Source organism: Prauserella sediminis (assembly GCF_014195435.1).
GTDB lineage: Bacteria > Actinomycetota > Actinomycetes > Mycobacteriales > Pseudonocardiaceae > Prauserella > Prauserella salsuginis.
On sequence record NZ_JACIBS010000002.1, the window covers coordinates 146,308 to 163,920 of the forward strand.

General features: G+C 71.6%; 14 protein-coding genes. 6 read left to right on the top strand and 8 right to left on the bottom strand.

Annotated features, from left to right (window positions below):
* Positions 1-19: 19 nt before the first annotated feature.
* Genes hemQ through hemE form a run of 3 tightly spaced genes read right to left on the bottom strand, consistent with a single transcriptional unit; the run spans position 20 to position 3,255 of the window.
* A complete protein-coding gene (hemQ, locus tag FB384_RS19070) occupies positions 20-715 on the bottom strand; it encodes a hydrogen peroxide-dependent heme synthase (RefSeq protein WP_183786008.1) in 696 nt (231 codons plus the stop codon).
* Between the two features lie 4 nt (positions 716-719).
* Positions 720-2,144: a protoporphyrinogen oxidase gene (gene hemG, locus FB384_RS19075; RefSeq protein ID WP_183786010.1), complete on the bottom strand. Its 1,425-nt coding sequence runs from the start codon at positions 2,142-2,144 to the stop codon at positions 720-722.
* Positions 2,145-2,154: 10 nt separating this feature from the next.
* Entirely contained in the window at positions 2,155-3,255 is a 1,101-nt protein-coding gene (gene hemE, locus FB384_RS19080) for a uroporphyrinogen decarboxylase (protein ID WP_183786013.1), read from the bottom strand.
* A gap of 98 nt (positions 3,256-3,353) precedes the next feature.
* Between hemE and FB384_RS19085 the strand changes: the two genes are divergently transcribed.
* The 5 genes from FB384_RS19085 to FB384_RS19105 all read left to right on the top strand — a co-directional run bounded on the left by FB384_RS19085 (position 3,354) and on the right by FB384_RS19105 (position 10,078).
* Positions 3,354-3,908, top strand: a complete 555-nt coding sequence (locus FB384_RS19085) for a DUF3000 domain-containing protein (RefSeq protein ID WP_228726506.1) — start codon at positions 3,354-3,356, stop codon at positions 3,906-3,908.
* 538 nt (positions 3,909-4,446) lie between these two features.
* Positions 4,447-5,163, top strand: coding sequence for a LuxR C-terminal-related transcriptional regulator (locus FB384_RS19090; RefSeq protein WP_183786017.1), 717 nt, complete (start codon positions 4,447-4,449; stop codon positions 5,161-5,163).
* A gap of 145 nt (positions 5,164-5,308) precedes the next feature.
* Entirely contained in the window at positions 5,309-6,499 is a 1,191-nt protein-coding gene (locus tag FB384_RS19095) for a ribonuclease D (protein ID WP_228726508.1), read from the top strand.
* Between the two features lie 271 nt (positions 6,500-6,770).
* Positions 6,771-7,973, top strand: coding sequence for a thiolase family protein (locus FB384_RS19100; RefSeq protein ID WP_323985311.1), 1,203 nt, complete (start codon positions 6,771-6,773; stop codon positions 7,971-7,973).
* Positions 7,970-10,078, top strand: a complete 2,109-nt coding sequence (locus FB384_RS19105; protein WP_183786019.1) for a 3-hydroxyacyl-CoA dehydrogenase NAD-binding domain-containing protein — start codon at positions 7,970-7,972, stop codon at positions 10,076-10,078. Before FB384_RS19100 ends, FB384_RS19105 begins: the two co-directional genes overlap by 4 nt.
* A 69-nt stretch (positions 10,079-10,147) precedes the next feature.
* On the opposite strand, the gene FB384_RS19110 is transcribed toward FB384_RS19105, so the two are convergent.
* The 5 genes from FB384_RS19110 to FB384_RS19130 form a co-directional block, all read right to left on the bottom strand.
* Complete coding sequence (locus FB384_RS19110; protein WP_221213386.1) at positions 10,148-11,980, bottom strand: C69 family dipeptidase; 1,833 nt, start codon at positions 11,978-11,980, stop codon at positions 10,148-10,150.
* Positions 11,981-12,132: 152 nt separating this feature from the next.
* The gene (locus FB384_RS19115) at positions 12,133-13,251 is read right to left on the bottom strand and encodes a HAMP domain-containing sensor histidine kinase (protein ID WP_183786396.1); all 1,119 of its coding nucleotides are present in this window, start codon (positions 13,249-13,251) and stop codon (positions 12,133-12,135) included.
* Positions 13,252-13,269: 18 nt separating this feature from the next.
* The gene (locus FB384_RS19120) at positions 13,270-14,010 is read right to left on the bottom strand and encodes a response regulator transcription factor (protein ID WP_258935881.1); all 741 of its coding nucleotides are present in this window, start codon (positions 14,008-14,010) and stop codon (positions 13,270-13,272) included.
* Positions 14,011-14,162: 152 nt separating this feature from the next.
* On the bottom strand, positions 14,163-16,079 hold the full coding sequence (gene dxs, locus FB384_RS19125) for a 1-deoxy-D-xylulose-5-phosphate synthase (protein ID WP_183786023.1): 1,917 nt from the start codon (positions 16,077-16,079) through the stop codon (positions 14,163-14,165).
* 40 nt (positions 16,080-16,119) lie between these two features.
* A complete protein-coding gene (locus FB384_RS19130; protein ID WP_323985313.1) occupies positions 16,120-16,842 on the bottom strand; it encodes a FadR/GntR family transcriptional regulator in 723 nt (240 codons plus the stop codon).
* Between the two features lie 197 nt (positions 16,843-17,039).
* Here FB384_RS19130 and FB384_RS19135 point away from each other — a divergent pair, with 197 nt between their 5' ends.
* Positions 17,040-17,591: a gluconokinase gene (locus FB384_RS19135; RefSeq protein ID WP_183786025.1), complete on the top strand. Its 552-nt coding sequence runs from the start codon at positions 17,040-17,042 to the stop codon at positions 17,589-17,591.
* The last annotated feature ends 22 nt before the right edge of the window (positions 17,592-17,613 follow it).

Consider the following 17,613-nt stretch of genomic DNA (forward strand, 5'->3'; position numbering starts at 1 on the left):
TACGGACCATCTCACCAGCTCAGGGCAGCGTGCGCACCAGTTCGGCGGGCTCGACGCGCGGGCCCGTGTAGAACGGGATCTCCTCCCGCACGTGACGCCGCGCCTCGGTGCCGCGCAGGTGCCGCATGAGGTCGACGATGCGGTGCAGCTCGTCGGCCTCGAACGCGAGGATCCACTCGTAGTCGCCGAGCGCGAAGGCGGGCACGGTGTTGGCGCGCACGTCCGGGTAGTCGCGAGCCTCCTTGCCGTGGTCGGCGAGCATCTTCCGACGCTCGTCGTCCGGCAACAGGTACCACTCGTAGGACCGCACGAACGGGTACACGCAGACGTACTTCTTCGGGTCCTCGCCCGCGAGGAACGCCGGGACGTGGCTCTTGTTGAACTCGGCGGGCCGGTGCAGCGCGACCTGGCTCCACACCGGCGTCGACACCCGGCCGAGCGGGGTCGTGCGGCGGAATCCGGTGTAGGCCGCCTGCAGCTGTTCGAGCTCCTCGGCATGCCACCAGATCATGAAATCGGCGTCGGCGCGCACGCCCGCGACGTCGTACACGCCGCGGACGACGACACCCTTGCCGTCGAGCGCATCCAGGTACTCGGCGGTCGCCCGCGCCGCGGCGTCGCGATCGTCACCGAGCTTGCCGGGCTCGACCCGGAAGACCGACCACATCGTGTAGCGGATCGTGCTGTTCAGTTCGTCGTAGTTCAACCGAGCCATGACTCTATGATCCCACCGCCACCTGGGCGGCCACGCGCCGGGCCGCGGCGTCACCCGTCCCGATGCAGGCGGGAATGCCCACGCCGTGCAGCGCCGCTCCGGCCACCGCGATGCCCGGCAGAGCGGACACGGCCGCCTCGATCCGCGCGACCCGGTCACGGTGCCCGACGCCGTACTGCGGCAGACCGCCACCCCAGCGCTGCACCCGGGCCGCCACGGGGTCGGCGGTGATGCCGGTCAACTCCGCCAGATCCGCGCGCACGCGCCGGACGAGTTCGTCGTCGGTGGCACGCAACGCGGACGGGTCGCCGAACCGGCCCACCGAGCCGCGCAGCAGCACGGGACCGTCCGGATCGGACTGGTGCGGCCACTTACGGGCGGAGAACGTGAATGCCTTGGCGGTGAACCGCCCGCCTTCGCACGTGTGCTCCCCCGCCCCGATCAGCACTCCGGAAGAGTCGGGAAGCGCGGTCCCGGGGGGCAGGGCCAGGCCGACCACGGCCATCGACGCGAGTTCGACCTCGCCGTAGGCGGCCGCGGCGGCCGGCGCGACATCGGCCAGCAGGCGCGCCGCGGCCGGGGCCGGAACGGCGAGCACGACGGCGTCGACGTCGAGGTCCGGTGCGGCGGGTGCGTGTGCGGCCGCCACCGCGCCGAAGGTCAGCCGCCAGCCGCCGTCCCGGGGGCTCAGCGCGCGGACCGGTACCCCCGACCTCAGCTCGGCCTCGGCACGGGCCGCGAGCTCGGAGATGAGCGTGGCGAGCCCGCCGGACAGCGTGCCGAACACCGGCGCGGGGTTCGGCGGGGCGGCGGGATCGGGCAGCAGTGCGGCGATAGCCGAGGTCACCGACTCCGCCCCGCCGTCCAGCGCGTTGGCGAGGGCGGGTAGCACCGCGCGGAGGCCGAGTCCGTCCGCACCGCCCGCGTACACCCCGCCGAGCAGCGGATCGACGAGCCGATCGACGACCTCGTCGCCGAGTCGGTTGCGCAGCAGCGCTCCGAGCGACACGTCGTCCCCGACGGGGCCGACCGGCGGCAGCCGCGATTCCCCGGCGACGGCGGCGCAGCCCGTCTCGGACAACACGGACGACACCGCGTCGGCGGCGGCGGGCACACCCATGACGGTGCGTTTCGGCAGGGCGACGGTCCGCCCGCCCGCGCGCACGGTCGAGGACGCACTTGAGGGGTGCCGCAGCCGGTCGGCCAGCCCCAGTTCGTGCACCAGGTCGAGCGCCTCCGGTCTGCGCGCCAGGAACGCCTCCGCCCCGACGTCGCACGCCGCGCCGGCCAGCTCCACGGTGCGCAGCTTCCCACCGAGCTCGCCGGAAGACTCGCACACGGTGATCGCGGCGTCGGGTCCGAGCAGCGTCCGCAGCCGATAGGCGGCGGTCAGCCCCGAGACGCCTCCACCGACGACCGCGACCCTCACAGCGCGCTCCTCACAGACTGTGCACCAGCTCCACCACGCGGGTCAGCACCTCGGGGTCGGTTTCCGGCAGCACCCCGTGACCCAGGTTGAAGATGTGCCCGGCGGCGCCGCGCCCCTCGGCGACGATGCGCCGCACCTCGGCCTCGACGACGGGCCAGGACGACATCAGCAGCGCCGGGTCGAGATTGCCCTGGACGACCGGCCGCGGCTCACCGGACGCCTGCAGTCGGCGCGCGGCCTCGTCCAACGGGACCCGCCAGTCGACACCGACGACGTCGGCTCCGGCCTCACGCATCGCCGGCAGCAGCTCACCGGTACCGACCCCGAAGTGGATCCGCGGCACGTCGTACTCCGCGACGGCCGCCAGCACCCTCGCCGAGTGCGGCAGCACGAACTCGCGGTAGTCGCGGGGCGAGAGCGCACCCGCCCACGAGTCGAACAGCTGCACCGCGTCGACCCCTGCGTCAAGCTGGGCCTTCAGGAACGTCGCCGTGACGTCGGCGAGGTGGGAGGCCAGCCGGTGCCACAGCTCGGGCTCGGCGTGCATGAGCGCCTTGGTGTGCTCGTGGTTGCGGCTGGGCCCGCCTTCGATGAGGTACGAGGCGAGGGTGAACGGCGCGCCCGCGAAGCCGATCAGGGGTGTGTCGCCGAGTTCCCGCAGTAGCAGCCCGATCCCGTCGGTGATGGGGCGGACCTGCTCCGTCGCGAGTTCCGGGAGGGCGTCGACGTCGGCCGCCGATCGCACCGGGTGCGCCACGACGGGTCCGGTCCCGGGCACGATGTCGATGCCGAGACCGGCGGCGTACAGCGGGACGACGATGTCGCTGAACAGGATCGCGCCGTCGACCCCGTGCCGGCGCACCGGCTGCATCGTGATCTCAGCCAGCAACGCGGGGTCGAAACAGGACTGCAGCATCGGCACGCCCTCGCGCACCGAGCGGTACTCCGGCAACGAACGACCGGCCTGGCGCATGAACCACACGGGCACGCGCGCGGGCGTGCCCCCACGCGCCGCGACCAGCAGCGGAGCGTCGGGCAGCGCGCGCCGCGCGGTCGCGGGGGCGCCGGCCGGTGACGAAGAAGCGGACGGCGCGGAGAACGGGGCTGTCATCACGGTTCATGGTGCCACGCCCGGATATCCGGGCCGTCGTCGGCGCGTCGGACAGCGACCCGCGGCGTGCGACGGCTTACAGTCTCGGGGTGACCGTGTTGACCCAGGCGCCGGAGGAATTCCGCCAGGCCGTCGCCGCACTGCAGGCGCTGCAGCCGCGACCCGAGGTGAACCTCGAGCCGATCAAGGCTCCGCAACGACTCGCGCCCTGGGCCTACGCACTCAGCTGCGAGACGACCGGGCCCGCCGAGGTCGAGGCCTCCGGCAGGCTCGTCCTGCTGCACGACCCCGACGGCCAGGAGACGTGGAACGGCGTGTTCCGCCTCGTGGTCTACGTGCGCGCGGGCATCGACAGGGAGCTGGCGACCGATCCGTTCCTGCCGTCGGTCGGGTGGTCGTGGCTCACCGACGCGCTCGAGGCCACCGGTGCGGACTTCACCGCGCTCGGCGGCACCGTCACGGAGACCTCGTCCGCGCGGTTCGGTGAGATCGCGGGCCCTTCCCGCACCGACGATCTCGAGTTGCGGGCGTCGTGGACACCGTTGACCCCCGAACTCGGCGCCCACGGGGACGCGTTCTGCCAACTGATGGCCAGCTACGCGGGACTTCCCCCGGTCGGTGTCACGATGTTCGGCCAACGCCGCACCTCCTGACACCGCACCCACCCGACGGCACAGCCCCGACGGACCGCCCCGAAGACGCAGCAGCGCCACAGCGCGCTGGCCCGACGGCGTAGCGGCCCGACGGCGTAGCAACGACGCCTTACCCCGTTCGGCGGTTCGCCACCCCGCCGAACGTCGTGTCTTCCCACCGCCGGCGAGATCGCGACGGGAACCCGTTCACGCGCGGCCGCGACCGCGCGAACGCGTCCGCGTAATCGCTACGGCATACTTGTTCCCGGCAGGTGCACACGGCATATGCACGCCCAGTTCACGCACCACAACCCCGCCTTATCGCGCTCAAATCGGAACGCGTTACACCTTTCGCAGGGATTAATCCCATCGCGCTACAACGGACACCGTGGAGTGCAATCCGATCGGGATAGATACCCATTTGATGCCCCCACTACCCCACTCAGGCGGCTACAGTACCTGTCGACGACACCACTTTCGGTCTAAAGCTGGCGCGGCTGAACGGCCGAAAGTCCCGGTGCCGGTCGGGGGGCACGACCGACTCCAGGGAGGTAGTGACGTGGCTGCCGTCGGCTTTTCTCAGGCCGTTCGATCCACGCCAGCCGGCGCCTTGCCGGCGAGCATGGTTCCGCATCCGCGGGAAGAGTTGTTTTCCGTGATGGTGGTCGATGACCACCCGTTGTTGAGGGAGGCGATCGCCGGACGACTTGCCCAAATGGGCGCCGGCACGGTGCACGAGGCCGCCACGGTGGCCGAGGCCAGGGCGCGCGCGACGGCCACCGGGCCGTGCGACCTCGCCATCCTGGATCTCGGCCTGCCGGACGGCAGCGGCATCGAGCTGGTCACCGAGCTGCGCAGCAACGGCTGGCCCCGTGTGGTGGTCCTGGCCTCGTCGGACGACCCGTACGCGGTGCGTTCGGCGTTCCAGGCCGGCGCGCAGGCCTACCTGCTCAAGTCCGCGTCGCCGGTGGTCGTCACCGACGGCGTGCGCCGGGTACTCGACGGCGGCGTCTACGCCGACCCGAGTGTCGCTCCGGTGCTGGCCACCGGCACCCGGGTTCCCGGCACCGACAACACCCCGCGCGAGCTCTCGGCGCGCGAGGTGGAGGTCCTGCAGCTCGTAGCCGACGGGCAATCCAACAAGGAGATCGGTGAGGAGCTCAGCCTGTCCGCGCTCACGGTGAAGTCCCACCTGTCGCGGATCGGCCGCAAGCTCGGCACCGGTGACCGGGCCCAGATGGTGGCGCTGGCCATGCGTGCCGGCGTCATCCGCTAGCGCCGACCTCCTCCTACGGGACGGGCTCGCCGAGCGGCAGGCGGCCCGTCCCGTAGGGTTGGCACCCGTGTACAACGCAGAACACGCTTCCCCCGCGGCGGCCGCGACCGATGCGCCGGACCGCCAGGAGGCGGCTGCGCCGGAGTTGCTGACCGAACCGGTCGACGGCACCCCGCCCGTCATCGAGGACGCCGAGACACTTCGTCTCGCCTGTGACCGGCTGGCAGCGGGCAGCGGTCCGATCGCCATCGACACCGAACGGGCCTCGGGCTATCGCTACTGGCCCAAGGCCTACCTCGTGCAGATCCGCCGGGCCGGTGCGGGCACGCTGCTCATCGACCCGATCCCGCTCGCCGACGAGCTGGCGCCACTGGCGGCCGCGCTCGGCGACGCCGAGTGGGTGCTGCACGCCGCGTCGCAGGACCTGCCGTGCCTGGCGGAGTTGGGGCTGCACCCGCCCGCGCTGTTCGACACCGAGCTCGCGGGCAGGCTCGCCGGCCACGAACGTGTCGCGCTCGGCACCCTCGTCGAGAAACTGCTCGGCTACGCCCTGGAGAAAGGGCACAGTGCCGCGGACTGGTCCCGCCGGCCGTTGCCGCAGGACTGGCTCAACTACGCCGCACTCGACGTCGAGCTGCTCGTACCGCTCCGCGACACCCTCGAAGCCGAACTCACCGCCCAGGGCAAGCTCGACTGGGCCCGGCAGGAGTTCGAGTCCGTGCGTACCACTCCCGCCGCGCCACCGCGGGCCGAACCGTGGCGCCGCACCTCCGGCGTGCACAAGGTGCGTACGCCCCGCGGACTCGCCGCCGTCCGCGCACTCTGGGAGGCGCGCGACGAGATGGCGCGCAAACGCGACCGCGCGCCGAGCCGGGTGCTGCCGGACAGCGCGATCGTCAACGCCGTGCTCGCCGATCCGACGACACCGCAGCAGCTGCAGGCGTTGCCGGTGTTCGGCGGCCGGGTGCAGCGCCGCTACAGCGCCCACTGGCTCCGCCAACTCGAGGCAGCCAGGGAGCTTCCCGCCGACGAGCTGCCCAGCACGGCGACGGGGGGTGACGGGCCCCCGCCGGTCAACCGGTGGGCCGACAAGGATCCGGATGCGGCGGCCAGGCTGGCCGCCGCACGGACGGCGCTGACCAAGATCGCCGAGGCACAAACGCTCCCCGTGGAGAACGTCCTGCTGCCCGACCTGCTGCGCCGCACCTGCTGGATCCCGCCCGAGGACCGCTCCCCCGACGGCGTCGCCGCGGTCCTCGCCGACGGCGGCGCGCGGCCGTGGCAGATCGAACTCACCTCCGACGCGCTGAGCACCGCGCTGCACGCCACGGCCTGAACCGCCGGCCTCTCGACGAGCCCGCATCATGGTCGGGCACGGGCGCCCGGAAGCCCGGTCCGTGAACGCGTGACTCTCTGCCATCGCGGCCTCGACAGGCCGCGGGTGTTTCACCGAACCGGCCCACTCGGTGGGGTGTCACACGGTGGGCGAGGCCACCCTGCGAACCGGACGAGACCGGGTCTACCATCGAGGTTACCGGCTAGTAACAACGCTGTCGGCCGGCTTCCGAGTTCCCAACACCGCGAACATCACCTCCGAAGGAGCACCCGTGTCCGCACCCGCGCGCACCGTGGCCTTCGTCGACGGGGTACGGACCCCGTTCGGCAAGGCCGGCGACAAGGGCATCTACGCCAACACGCGGGCCGACGATCTCGTCGTCAAGGTCATCCGCGAACTGCTGCGCCGCCACCCCGAGCTGCCGGCCGAGCGGATCGACGACGTCGCCATCGCCGCCACGACCCAGACGGGCGACCAGGGCCTCACCATCGGCCGCACGGCCGCCCTGCTGGCCGGCCTGCCGAAGTCCGTCCCCGGCTTCGCCATCGACCGCATGTGTGCGGGCGCCATGACGGCCGTGACCTCGGTCGCCGGCGGCATCGCGTTCGGCGCCTACGACGTCGCACTCGCCGGCGGGGTCGAGCACATGGGCAGGCACCCCATGGGCGAAGGCGTCGACCCGAACCCGCGATTCCTGTCCGACAAGCTCGTCGATCCGTCCGCACTGGTCATGGGCCAGACCGCGGAGAACGTCCACGACCGCTACCCGGCGATCACCAAGGAGCGCTGCGACGCGTTCGCGGTCCGCAGCCAGGAGCGGTTCGCCGACGCCGTGAAGGCGGACCAGATCGGCCCGGAACTGGTGCCGGTCGCCACGCGGCACCCGGAGCTGGGCTGGGACCTGGCCACCGAGGACGAGCCGCCCCGCCCCGGCACGACGATGGAGAGCCTCGCCGGGCTCAAGACGCCGTTCCGTCCCCACGGCCGGGTCACGGCGGGCAACGCCGCGGGCCTGAACGACGGTGCGACCGGCGCACTGCTCGCCGGTGAGGACACCGCGCGCGAGCTGGGCCTGCCGGTGGGCATGCGCCTGGTGGGCTACTCATTCGCGGGCGTCGAGCCGGAGGTCATGGGCGTCGGCCCGGTGCCGGCGACCGAGAAGGCGCTCGCCCGCGCAGGGCTGTCCATCGCCGACATCGACCTGTTCGAGATCAACGAGGCGTTCGCCGTCCAGGTCCTGGCCTTCCTCGACCACTTCGGTATCGCCGAGGACGACACCCGCGTCAACGCCTGGGGCGGCGCGATCGCCTGCGGTCACCCGCTCGCCTCCTCCGGGGTGCGGCTGATGACCCAGCTCTCGCGCCGGTTCGCCGAGCGCCCCGACGTGCGCTACGGCATGACGACGATGTGCATCGGCATCGGCATGGGCGGCACGGTCATCTGGGAGAACCCCCACTGGGAGGGCAACAAGTGATTTCCGCAGAGCAGGCGCAGAGCGCATTCCCCGACGAGGTCGTCACCCGCGCGGCGACCCGCATCGTGTCGGTACCCGGTCTCGACAAACCGGTCGCCCTCATCACGATCGACAACGGCCACGACCACACGCGACCGTCGACCTTCGGTCCGCAGAGCCTGGTGAGCCTGAACGCGGCCTTCGACGAGGCCGTGGCCGCCGAGCCCGCCGCGATCGCCGTCACGGGCAAGCCGTTCGTGTTCGCCGTCGGCGCGGACCTGTCGGGTGTGGAACAGATCTCCGACCCGGAGCTGGCGCGGCAGATCGCCCAGACCGGGCACGACGTGTTCCGCAGGTTCACCGAGTCCGAGATCCCGACGTTCGCGTTCGTCAACGGCGCGGTGATGGGCGGCGGGCTCGAGCTCGCGCTCTCGTGCCACTACCGCACGATGGCCGACAACGTCGCCGCGATCGCGTTGCCCGAGGTGTTCCTGGGGCTGTTCCCGGGCTGGGGCGGCACCCAGCTGCTGCCGAACCTGATCGGCCCGGACGCCGCGGTGACGGTGATCGTCGAGAACGCGCTCAACCAGAACAAGATGCTCAAGCCGAAGCAGGCGGCCGAACTGGGCATCACCGACGAGCTGCTGCCGTCGGCGGACTACCTGGAGCAGTCGCTGCTGTGGCTGGCCCGCGTCGTACGCGGCGAAGTCACGCCGCCGCGCCCGGAGATCGACCGCGGCGCGGGCTGGGACGCCGCGATGGGACGTGCGAAGGCCGTCGTCGCGGGCAAGACGAAGGGCGCCTCTCCGGGCGCGGAGAAGGCCCTCGAGCTGCTCGAGCTGGCGCGCACCGCCGACCGGGACGCCGGCTACGCCGCCGAGACCGACGCCCTGGCCGAGCTGCTGATGTCCGACCCGCTGCGATCCGGGCTGTACTCGTTCAACCTGGTCAACAAGCGGGCGAAGAAGCCGGCGGGTGCGCCGGACAAGTCGCTCGCCCGGCAGGTCGGCAAGGTCGGCATCGTCGGCGCGGGCCTGATGGCCAGCCAGCTGGCGCTGCTGTTCGTGCGCAGGCTCAAGGTGCCGGTAGTGCTCACCGACGTCGACCAGGAGCGCGTCGACAAGGGCGTGTCCTATGTGCACGGCGAGATCGACAAGCTGCTCGAGAAGCAGCGGATCGGCCAGGACGAGGCCAACCGCCTGCGGGCCCTGGTGTCCGGTTCGCTGGACAAGGCGGCGTTCGCCGACGCGGGCTTCGTCATCGAGGCCGTGTTCGAGGACCTGGGCGTCAAGCGGAAAGTCTTCGCCGAGGTCGAGCAGCACGTCAGCCCGGAGTGCGTGCTGGCGACCAACACCTCGTCGCTGTCGATCACCGCGATGGCCGCCGAGCTCCAGCACCCGGAGCGGGTCGTCGGGTTCCACTTCTTCAACCCGGTCGCGGTGCTGCCGCTGCTGGAGATCGTCCGTGGCCGCCGGACCGACGACGAGACGCTGGCGACGGCGTTCTCGGTCGGCAAGCAGCTGAAGAAGTCGAGCGTGCTCGTCAAGGACGCCCCGGCGTTCGTGGTGAACCGTGTGCTGACCCGCTTCCTGGGCGAGGTGCTGGCCACAGTGGACGAGGGCACGCCGTTCGACGTGGCCGACTCCGCGCTCGACCCGCTGGGCCTGCCGATGTCGCCGATGACGCTGCTGCAGCTGGTCGGCCCGCCGGTGGCGCTGCACGTGGCCGAGACGATGCACGAGGCGTTCCCCGAGCGCTACGGCGTGAGCGAGAACCTGAAGCGCTTCGTCGAGGCCGGCAAGTCCGCGGTCTGGCAGTGGGACTCCGCCGGCAACCAGACGGTCGATCCCGAAGTCGCCGAGCTGTGGCAGCAGGGCGACGCACCGTCGACGGCCGAGCAGGTGCGCGAGCGCGCCCTGGCCGCGCTGGCCGAGGAGATCCGCATCATGCTCGACGAGGGCGTCGTCGCCGAGGCGCAGGACATCGACCTGTGCATGATCCTCGGCGCGGGCTGGCCGTTCTGGCTGGGCGGCATCACGCCGTACCTCGACCGCGCCGGCGTGTCCGAGAAGGTCGCGGGCAAGCCCTTCCTGGCTCCGGGCGTGGCGTCGGTTCCCCCGGCGTGAGGTGACGGCCGCGGCGTGGCACGGGAGCGCACGCTCCCGTGCCACGCCGTATATATCGTTATACGGCGATCACTCGCCGGCGTTCTGCAGCCGCGCCCAGGCCCGCTCGGCCTGCTCGCGCCAGCCGTTCCCGTTGCCGGGCGCGGCCTGCTCCATGGCGCGCAGGAACGCCTCCTTCGACAGCCACGACACGGGGAGCTCCAGCTCTCCGGTCCGCTCGGCGTACGAGCCGTGCTCGCGCGGGAAGTCGCCCAGCCCCTCGCGGTAGCAGTGAGCGATACCGTCGGCGTCGCCGTCGAGACCACCACCGCGGTTCATGCTCTGGCTCTCCGGCCGCGCGGTCTCCCCCGGCAGGTCACGGCCGGCGGGCATGCGGATACCGAACCGCTCGCGCGTCTCGTTCTCGACGCCGCCGACGAGCCGGTCGCCGAGTTCCAGGCTCGCACCGAGCCGATCGCCGACGTACCGGGTCAGGTACTGCGCGGCCTTGTCCTCACGGCCCGCGTCGTAGTGCCGGGCCGCCTTCGCCACGACACCGTCCTGCTCGGACACGAGCCCACGTTCGAACTCCTCGATCTCGGCGGTCACCGGCCGGTAGAACGCCTCGGGGTGCTCGCACGTGTGATACATCAACCGCTTGAACGTCCGGGTCGCGTACTCGGTCGCCTCGAGCGGCGCGTAGTCGGCTGCGACGTGCGTCGACGCCGTGTCGTTCGTCAGGTACCGGTGCTGCTTGAACTCCGGCGGCACATCCTCGGCTCCGATGTAGACGGGCACGTACGGCGTTGTGACCGCACCGGTGACGGCGGTCCACAGTGCATTCAGGTTCTCGTTGTCCACGTCGGACAACTGCGCGACCTGCCCGTAGCCTGCACGGTCGTGCGACCACCGCGGGTCGCGCACGTAGGCGAGCATGTCCTCCAGCGACACCGGTGCGAGCTCGTCGGCCAGTTCACCTTCCAGCTCACCCTGCACGTTCGCACCCCACGGATGGGTCGGGCTCACCTCGCGCTCGTTGGGCTGCCAGCCACCGTAGACCGCCTGCGGGTCGAACGTGTCGCGGCCGGCCGGGTCGAACCAGCCCTGCTCCACCGCGTAGTCGACGAAGTGGTCCGAGGCGAGGTACTCGCCGGGCCGGTCCCGGTAGTCCAGGGGCAGCGGGTCGAGGTAGCCGGGGAAGGACACGCGAGCCTCGTCCGGGCCGAGCCGCTCGGCGGCCCACAGGCCCTGACTGCCGCCGTAGTTCACGAGCACCCAGCCCTCGTTCTCGTCGGCGAACAGGTGCGAGTTGCCACCGTAGGTCGAGTACCCGTGCTCGTCGATCAGACCGCCGACGATCTCCACGGCCTCGCGGGCGCTCGTGGCGCGTTCCATGGCGATACGGGACAGGTCGCTGTAGTTCGGACCGGTCTGCACCGCGTCGGTCTTGTCCAGCAACCGGTCGCTCGTCGGCGACCAGACGTCACGGGCGGCGACGCCGTGCTCGTTGAGCCCGCCGTTGGTCAGCGGGGCCGGGAAGCCTTCGAACTCGGAGTAGTTCGACGAGATGTACTTGGCCGTCCGGCGTGCCTGCGGGATCTCGGTCAGTTCGCCCGGATATCCGGCGCGGTCGGTGACGCCGACCGTCGTGGTCGCATCGTCGGGGAAATCGCGGCTCGGCACGATCTCGAGCCAGTGACTGGACGGCTCGTGACCGAACCCGCCGAGCAGCGTCGCACCGTCCTCGGTGAGGTTCTTGCCGACGTAGAACGCGATGCTCTTCGTCGGCGCGTCCGGTCGCAGCACACCGTCTTCGCTCCCGGCCGCGGCGGCGTCACCGGGGACGGCGGCAGCACCGGGGACGACGACCAGCCCGGCGGCGACGAGCACACTCAGCGCCGCACCGGAGCCGCGCCTCCTCACTCGAAGACGCCTCGTTCGGCGAATACGCACGGCATTCCTTCCTCTCGGGGATCAACCGAGAGGAAAGGTTAGCGACGGTAACGATTAATACGGAAGCAGTAGTACGGACGTGTGATTCTTCCCCAACCGGACACGCGGGTGTGCCCGCGACGTCAGGTCGCCGCGGGCAAGCGGACGGTGACCGACAGGCCGCCGCCCACGACCGGCTCGGCGGAGACGTCGCCTTCGTGCGCCTCCGCGGCCGCACGCACGATCGACAGCCCCAGGCCCGCACCGTGGCGTGCCGTCCGGGCCACTCCCGCGCGGCGGAACGGTTCAAACAATCCCTTCACGGTCTCCGGGTCCAGCAGTGCCCCGGACGATCGGACCGTCAGCGTGGTCCACCGGTCCCCGGCAGTGGTGGTGACCTCGATCCAGCCGGAGTCGACGTTGTGCCGCACGGCGTTCTCCAGCAGGTTGCCCGCGACGCGTTCCAGCAACGCCGCGTCCCCCGTGGTCAACGCCGGGGCCAGGCGCAGGTCGACGGTCAGTTCCCGCCGCCGCGCGTCGGCTTCGACGACACTCCACGCACGACCGGCGACCTCAGCGACGTTCACGCGTTCGGTCAGGGCGATCCCGGCACCGTCGGTGCGAGCGAGTAGCAAGAGCGACGTGACGAGCCGTTCGGCGCGTTCGGTGGCGTCCCGCACCACGCTGGCCATACGGCGCAGTTCGGCCTCGTCGGCGTCCTCGTCGGACAGTGTGACGTCGAGTTCCGTGCGGATGACGGCCAGCGGTGTGCGCAACTCGTGGCTCGCGTTGGCGACGAACTGCCGCTGCGTGTCGAACGCCGCCTGCAGCCGGTCCAGCATCGCGTCGATCGTGCCCGCCAGTTCGGCCAGCTCGTCGCGGGTGGCCACCTCACCGATGCGCTCCCCCATCGACTCGCCGGACAGCCGCTGCGCCGTTCCGGTGATGTCCCGCAGCGGCTGCAGCACGCGCGAGGTGAACGTCCACGCCAGGATGCCCGCCGCGGCCACCACGAAGCAGAACGCGATACCCCCGGCGATGACGACCCTGCCGCGCGCCTCGTCCCGCAGATGCTCGGCGAGGTCGGCCGCTTTGACGTGGACGCCGTCGACCTCCACGACCGTGCCCGGCGGCAGCTGCGGCACCCCGCCCACCGCGTCACCGACGAGTGTCCAGGCCAGCCACAGCAACAACGCGCTGACCAGCGCCACGAGCGCCGTCGCGAGGATCGTGATGCGGGCGCGCAGACTGCGCGCCGCCATGCCTGTGCGCCGGATCACTTACGTCAGGGAACCGGACTCCGAGGATCCCCGCGCGCCCGACGTGCCGCCGGCCTCTCCCTGCGCGTCCTCCGCCGGCCCCGCGCCGGGCACGCGATAGCCCGAACCGACGACCGTCTCGATCACACCGGGCTCCCCGAGCTTCTTGCGCAGTGTCATCACCGTGACACGCACCGTCGTGGTGAACGGGTCCGCGTTCTCGTCCCACACCCGCTCCAGCAGATCCTCACTGCTGACGACGGCACCGCCCGCGGACAGCAGCACCTCGAGGACGCCGAACTCCTTCCGTGTCAGGTCCACCGGTTCACCACCGCGATGGACCGTGCGACGGGAGGGGTCCAGCTCGATGTCGCCCGCCGTCAGCACCGGCGGGGCGGCGGGCGTGGCACGCCTGCCCAGCGCGCGCACGCGCGCGACCAACTCGGGGAAGGCGAACGGCTTCGCCACGTAGTCGTCGGCGCCCAGCGACAGGCCTTCGACCCGTTCGGAGACCGCGGTGCTGGCCGTCAACATCAGCACCCTGGTCAGCTCGCCGGAACGCACGATCTCGCGGCACAGGTCGTCGCCCGGCATCCCGGGCAGGTCGCGGTCGAGCACCACGACGTCGTACCGCGTCACCGACGCCTTCTCGTGTCCGTCGTCGCCGTCCAGCGCCACGTCCACGGCCATACCTTCACGACGCAGGCCGCGCGCGATCGCTTCCGCGAGCGGCGCCTCGTCCTCAACTACCAACACGCGCACGTCAACCACCGTGCCACAGTTTTCTGAGAGATTCCTGATTCGGCGATGCGGCGTGAGCGCGGGCACCCACCCGCACCCGCGGGCCGTGCCGGCCGGTCCACTTCGGACCGGCGGAGGCGGGCACCGCTCCGGCTCGCCCGATCCCCGCCGTGTCAGGTCCGCGGGGTCGGATCCGCCTCGGCGTCACCGCGGGCCTCGCCGATCCGGCCCGCTGCCCACTCGGTGACGGTGCGGGCGACGTCCTGCGCCGTGAGGCCGACGTCGGCGAGGACCTCGCCGCGGCTGCCGTGGGCGTGGAACCGCTGCGGCACGGCCAGATCCCGCAGCGGCACGTCGCACTCGGCGTCCCGCAGGGCGGCGGCGAACGCGGAGCCGAAACCGCCGTGCCGGCCGCTGTCCTCGACGGTGACGACGAGACGGTGCCTGCGGGCCAGCGCGGTGAGCTCGGCCGGCACCGGCACGACCCACCGCGGGTCCACCACGGTGACGTCGATGCCCTGGTCGGCGAGCCGGTCCGCGGCGTCGAGGCCGAGCCCCGCGAACGCGCCCACCGACACCAGCAGCACGTCCTCCCGCTCGCTGCGGCGCAGCACGTCGACCGTGCCGAACCGCTCGGTGGCGGGCACCGCGTCGACCACGCCGCCCTTGGAGAACCGCAGCGCCGTCGGCCCGTCGGAGGTGGCGACGGCCTCGCGGAGTTCCTCCCGCAGCGTCTCGGCGTCACGCGGCGCGGCGACCCGCATCCCCGGCACCATGCCCAGCAGTGACAGGTCCCACATGCCGTGGTGGCTGGGCCCGTCGGGACCGGTCACGCCCGCGCGGTCGAGCACCAGCGTCACGGGCAGACGGTGCAGCGCGACGTCCATCAACGTCTGGTCGAACGCCCGGTTCAGGAAGGTCGAGTACACGGCCACGACCGGATGGCGGCCGTCCATGGCCAGCCCGGCCGCAGACGTCACCGCGTGCTGCTCGGCGATGCCGACGTCGAACCAGCGATCCGGATGGGCCTCGGCGAACGTGTGCAGCCCGGTCGAGCGCAGCATCGCGGCGGTGATCGCGACGAGGTCCTCGCGCTGCCCGCCGAGGCGGGTCAGCTCCTCCCCGAACACCGAGGTCCAGCTCGGCCCCTTCGCCGGCGGCAGGCCCGTCTCCGGATCGACCGGATCGGTCTGGTGCATCTGGTCGGCCTCGTGGTTGACGGCCGGTTCGTAGCCGTGCCCCTTCTCCGTGGCCACGTGCACGATCACCGGGCCGCCGAACGCCTTCGCGCTCTGCAGCGCCTTCTCCAGTGCCGCGACGTCGTGTCCGTCCACCGGGCCGAGGTACTTGAGGCCGAGGTCGGAGAACATCACCTGCGGGGTGAACGCGTCCTTGATGCCGGCCTTCGCGGCGTGCAGCGCCGTGTAGATCGGCTTGCCGACCACGGGCGTGTGCTGCAGCAGCTCACGCCCGCCGTCGAGGATCCGTTCGTAGCCGGGCCGCAACCGCAGCGCCGAGAGGTGCTCGGCGAGACCGCCGATGGTCGGCGAGTACGACCGGCCGTTGTCGTTGACGACGATCACCACGGGCAGATCCGGCTGCGCGGCGATGTTGTTGAGCGCCTCCCAGCACATGCCGCCCGTCAGTGCGCCGTCGCCGACGACGGCGACCGCACACCGATCGGTGTCGCCCGCGAGCCGGAAGGACTTGGCGAGCCCGTCGGCGTACGACAGCGCCGTGGAGGCGTGGCTGTTCTCGATGTGATCGTGCTCGCTCTCGTCGCGGGCCGGGTAGCCGGCGATCCCGCCGCGCTGGCGCAGCCCGTCGAACTCCGCCGCGCGCCCGGTGACGATCTTGTGCACGTACGACTGGTGGCCGACGTCGAACAGCAGCGGATCGCGCGGCGAGTCGAACACCCGGTGGAGCGCGAGCGTCAGCTCCACGACGCCGAGATTGGGTCCCAGGTGCCCGCCGGTGCGGCGAACGTTGTCGACGAGGAACGTCCTGATCTCCTCCGCCAGGGCGCCGACCTGCTCGTGGTCCATCGCCTTGAGATCCGCCGGCCCGTGTACGGACTCCAGCAACGTCACTCTCCACCTCATTCGCCGTCGGTTCACGGTGCCTGACCGCTCAGTCTAAAGAGGGATTCCCGGTGCCGAGCGGCGCCATGGCGTCGCGCACCTCGCCGAGCAGATCCCGCATCGCCTCCTCGGCCCGGCGGTACTGCCCTGCCGACACCGCCGCGGCGACGTTCTCGTGGGCGTCGAGCGCCTCGGGGACCGGCTGCCGGGGCATCAACCCCAGCTGGGTCCTGCCCCGCAGCACGACGGCGACGACGTCGGCCAGCGCGGCGAACATCTCGTTGCCGCTCGCCTCGAGCAGCAACGTGTGGAAGGCGATGTCGGCCTGCATGAAGTCCTCCAACAGGCCGCGTTCGCCGAGCCCGCGCAGTCGCGCGCCGAGTTCGACGATGCGCGTGCGCTGCTCCGCCGAGGCGTTCCAGGCGGCCGCGCCCGCGGCGAGGGGCTCCACCGCGATGCGGAGTTCGGTGAGCGAGCGCAGCTGCGCGTCTCGTCCGCTGCCGGCGAGCCGCCACCAGATCACCCTGGGGTCGAAGACGTTCCACGACGTGGCGTCCTGCACGGTGATGCCGACCCGGCGGCGCGAGGTGACCAGCCCCATGGACTCGAGGATGCGCATCGTCTCGCGGGCGACCGTGCGGGAGACGCCGAAGCGCTCCTGGATGTGCTCGAGGGTGAGCGTGTCCCCCGACTCCAGATCGCCGTCGGTGATCTCGCGCCCGATGGCCTCCAGCACCGCGCCGTGTCTGCTCTCGAACCCCACCCTGCTCACGACCGTCCAGGCTAGTCGTGGTGGGCCGACCGTGGGGGCGACCCGCCCGCGACCGGGGCCGTCGTCACACGCCGGAGGCCGTCACCACCCCGTCCCCGCAATGGTGTTACCTTTCGAGTTCAAACGTAGTACCTTTCCATGCAACCTGGTGCACATCCCGATGCATCACCGCCGCACACGTTCACCGAGGAGCGCCCATGCCAGCCACCTGTCTCGTGGTGATGGGAGTGTCCGGCGCAGGCAAGAGCACGATCGCCGCTCACCTCGCCGACGAACTCGGCTGGCCGATGGCCGAAGCCGACGAGTTCCATCCCGAAGCCAACATCGCGAAGATGTCGGCGGGAACCCCCCTCACCGACGCGGACCGCATCCCGTGGCTCGAAGCCCTGCGAGCGTGGATCGACGAGCGCGGTGCGGACGGTGAAAGCGTCGTCGTGACGTGCTCGGCGCTCAAACGGACCTACCGCGACGTGCTCCGGCGAGCCGGCGTACGGGTGCGGTTCGTCCATCTGAGCGGCTCGGTGGACACCGTCGGCGGGAGGCTTTCCGGCCGGTCCGGCCACTTCATGCCACCCGCACTGCTGGAGTCCCAGTTCGCCGATCTGGAACCCCTCGACGCCGACGAGGACGGCGTGGCACTCGACGTGAGCGACGCCCCCGATTCGATCACCGCCACCGCCCTCGACCGTCTCGGGCTCCGGTCCGGCGGCCGCGGCGACGCCCCGGCCGACACGAACGCACCAGGCTGAACAACAACGACAACGAGGTCGG

What these genes read in the sequence shown, in the direction of transcription:
- hemQ (WP_183786008.1), bottom strand. Translation starts at nt 715, where the DNA reads ATGGCTCGGTTGAACTACGACGAACTGAACAGCACGATCCGCTACACG.
- hemE (WP_183786013.1), bottom strand. Translation starts at nt 3,255, where the DNA reads ATGACAGCCCCGTTCTCCGCGCCGTCCGCTTCTTCGTCACCGGCCGGC.
- FB384_RS19115 (WP_183786396.1), bottom strand. Translation starts at nt 13,251, where the DNA reads ATGGCGGCGCGCAGTCTGCGCGCCCGCATCACGATCCTCGCGACGGCG.
- FB384_RS19135 (WP_183786025.1), top strand. Translation starts at nt 17,040, where the DNA reads ATGCCAGCCACCTGTCTCGTGGTGATGGGAGTGTCCGGCGCAGGCAAG.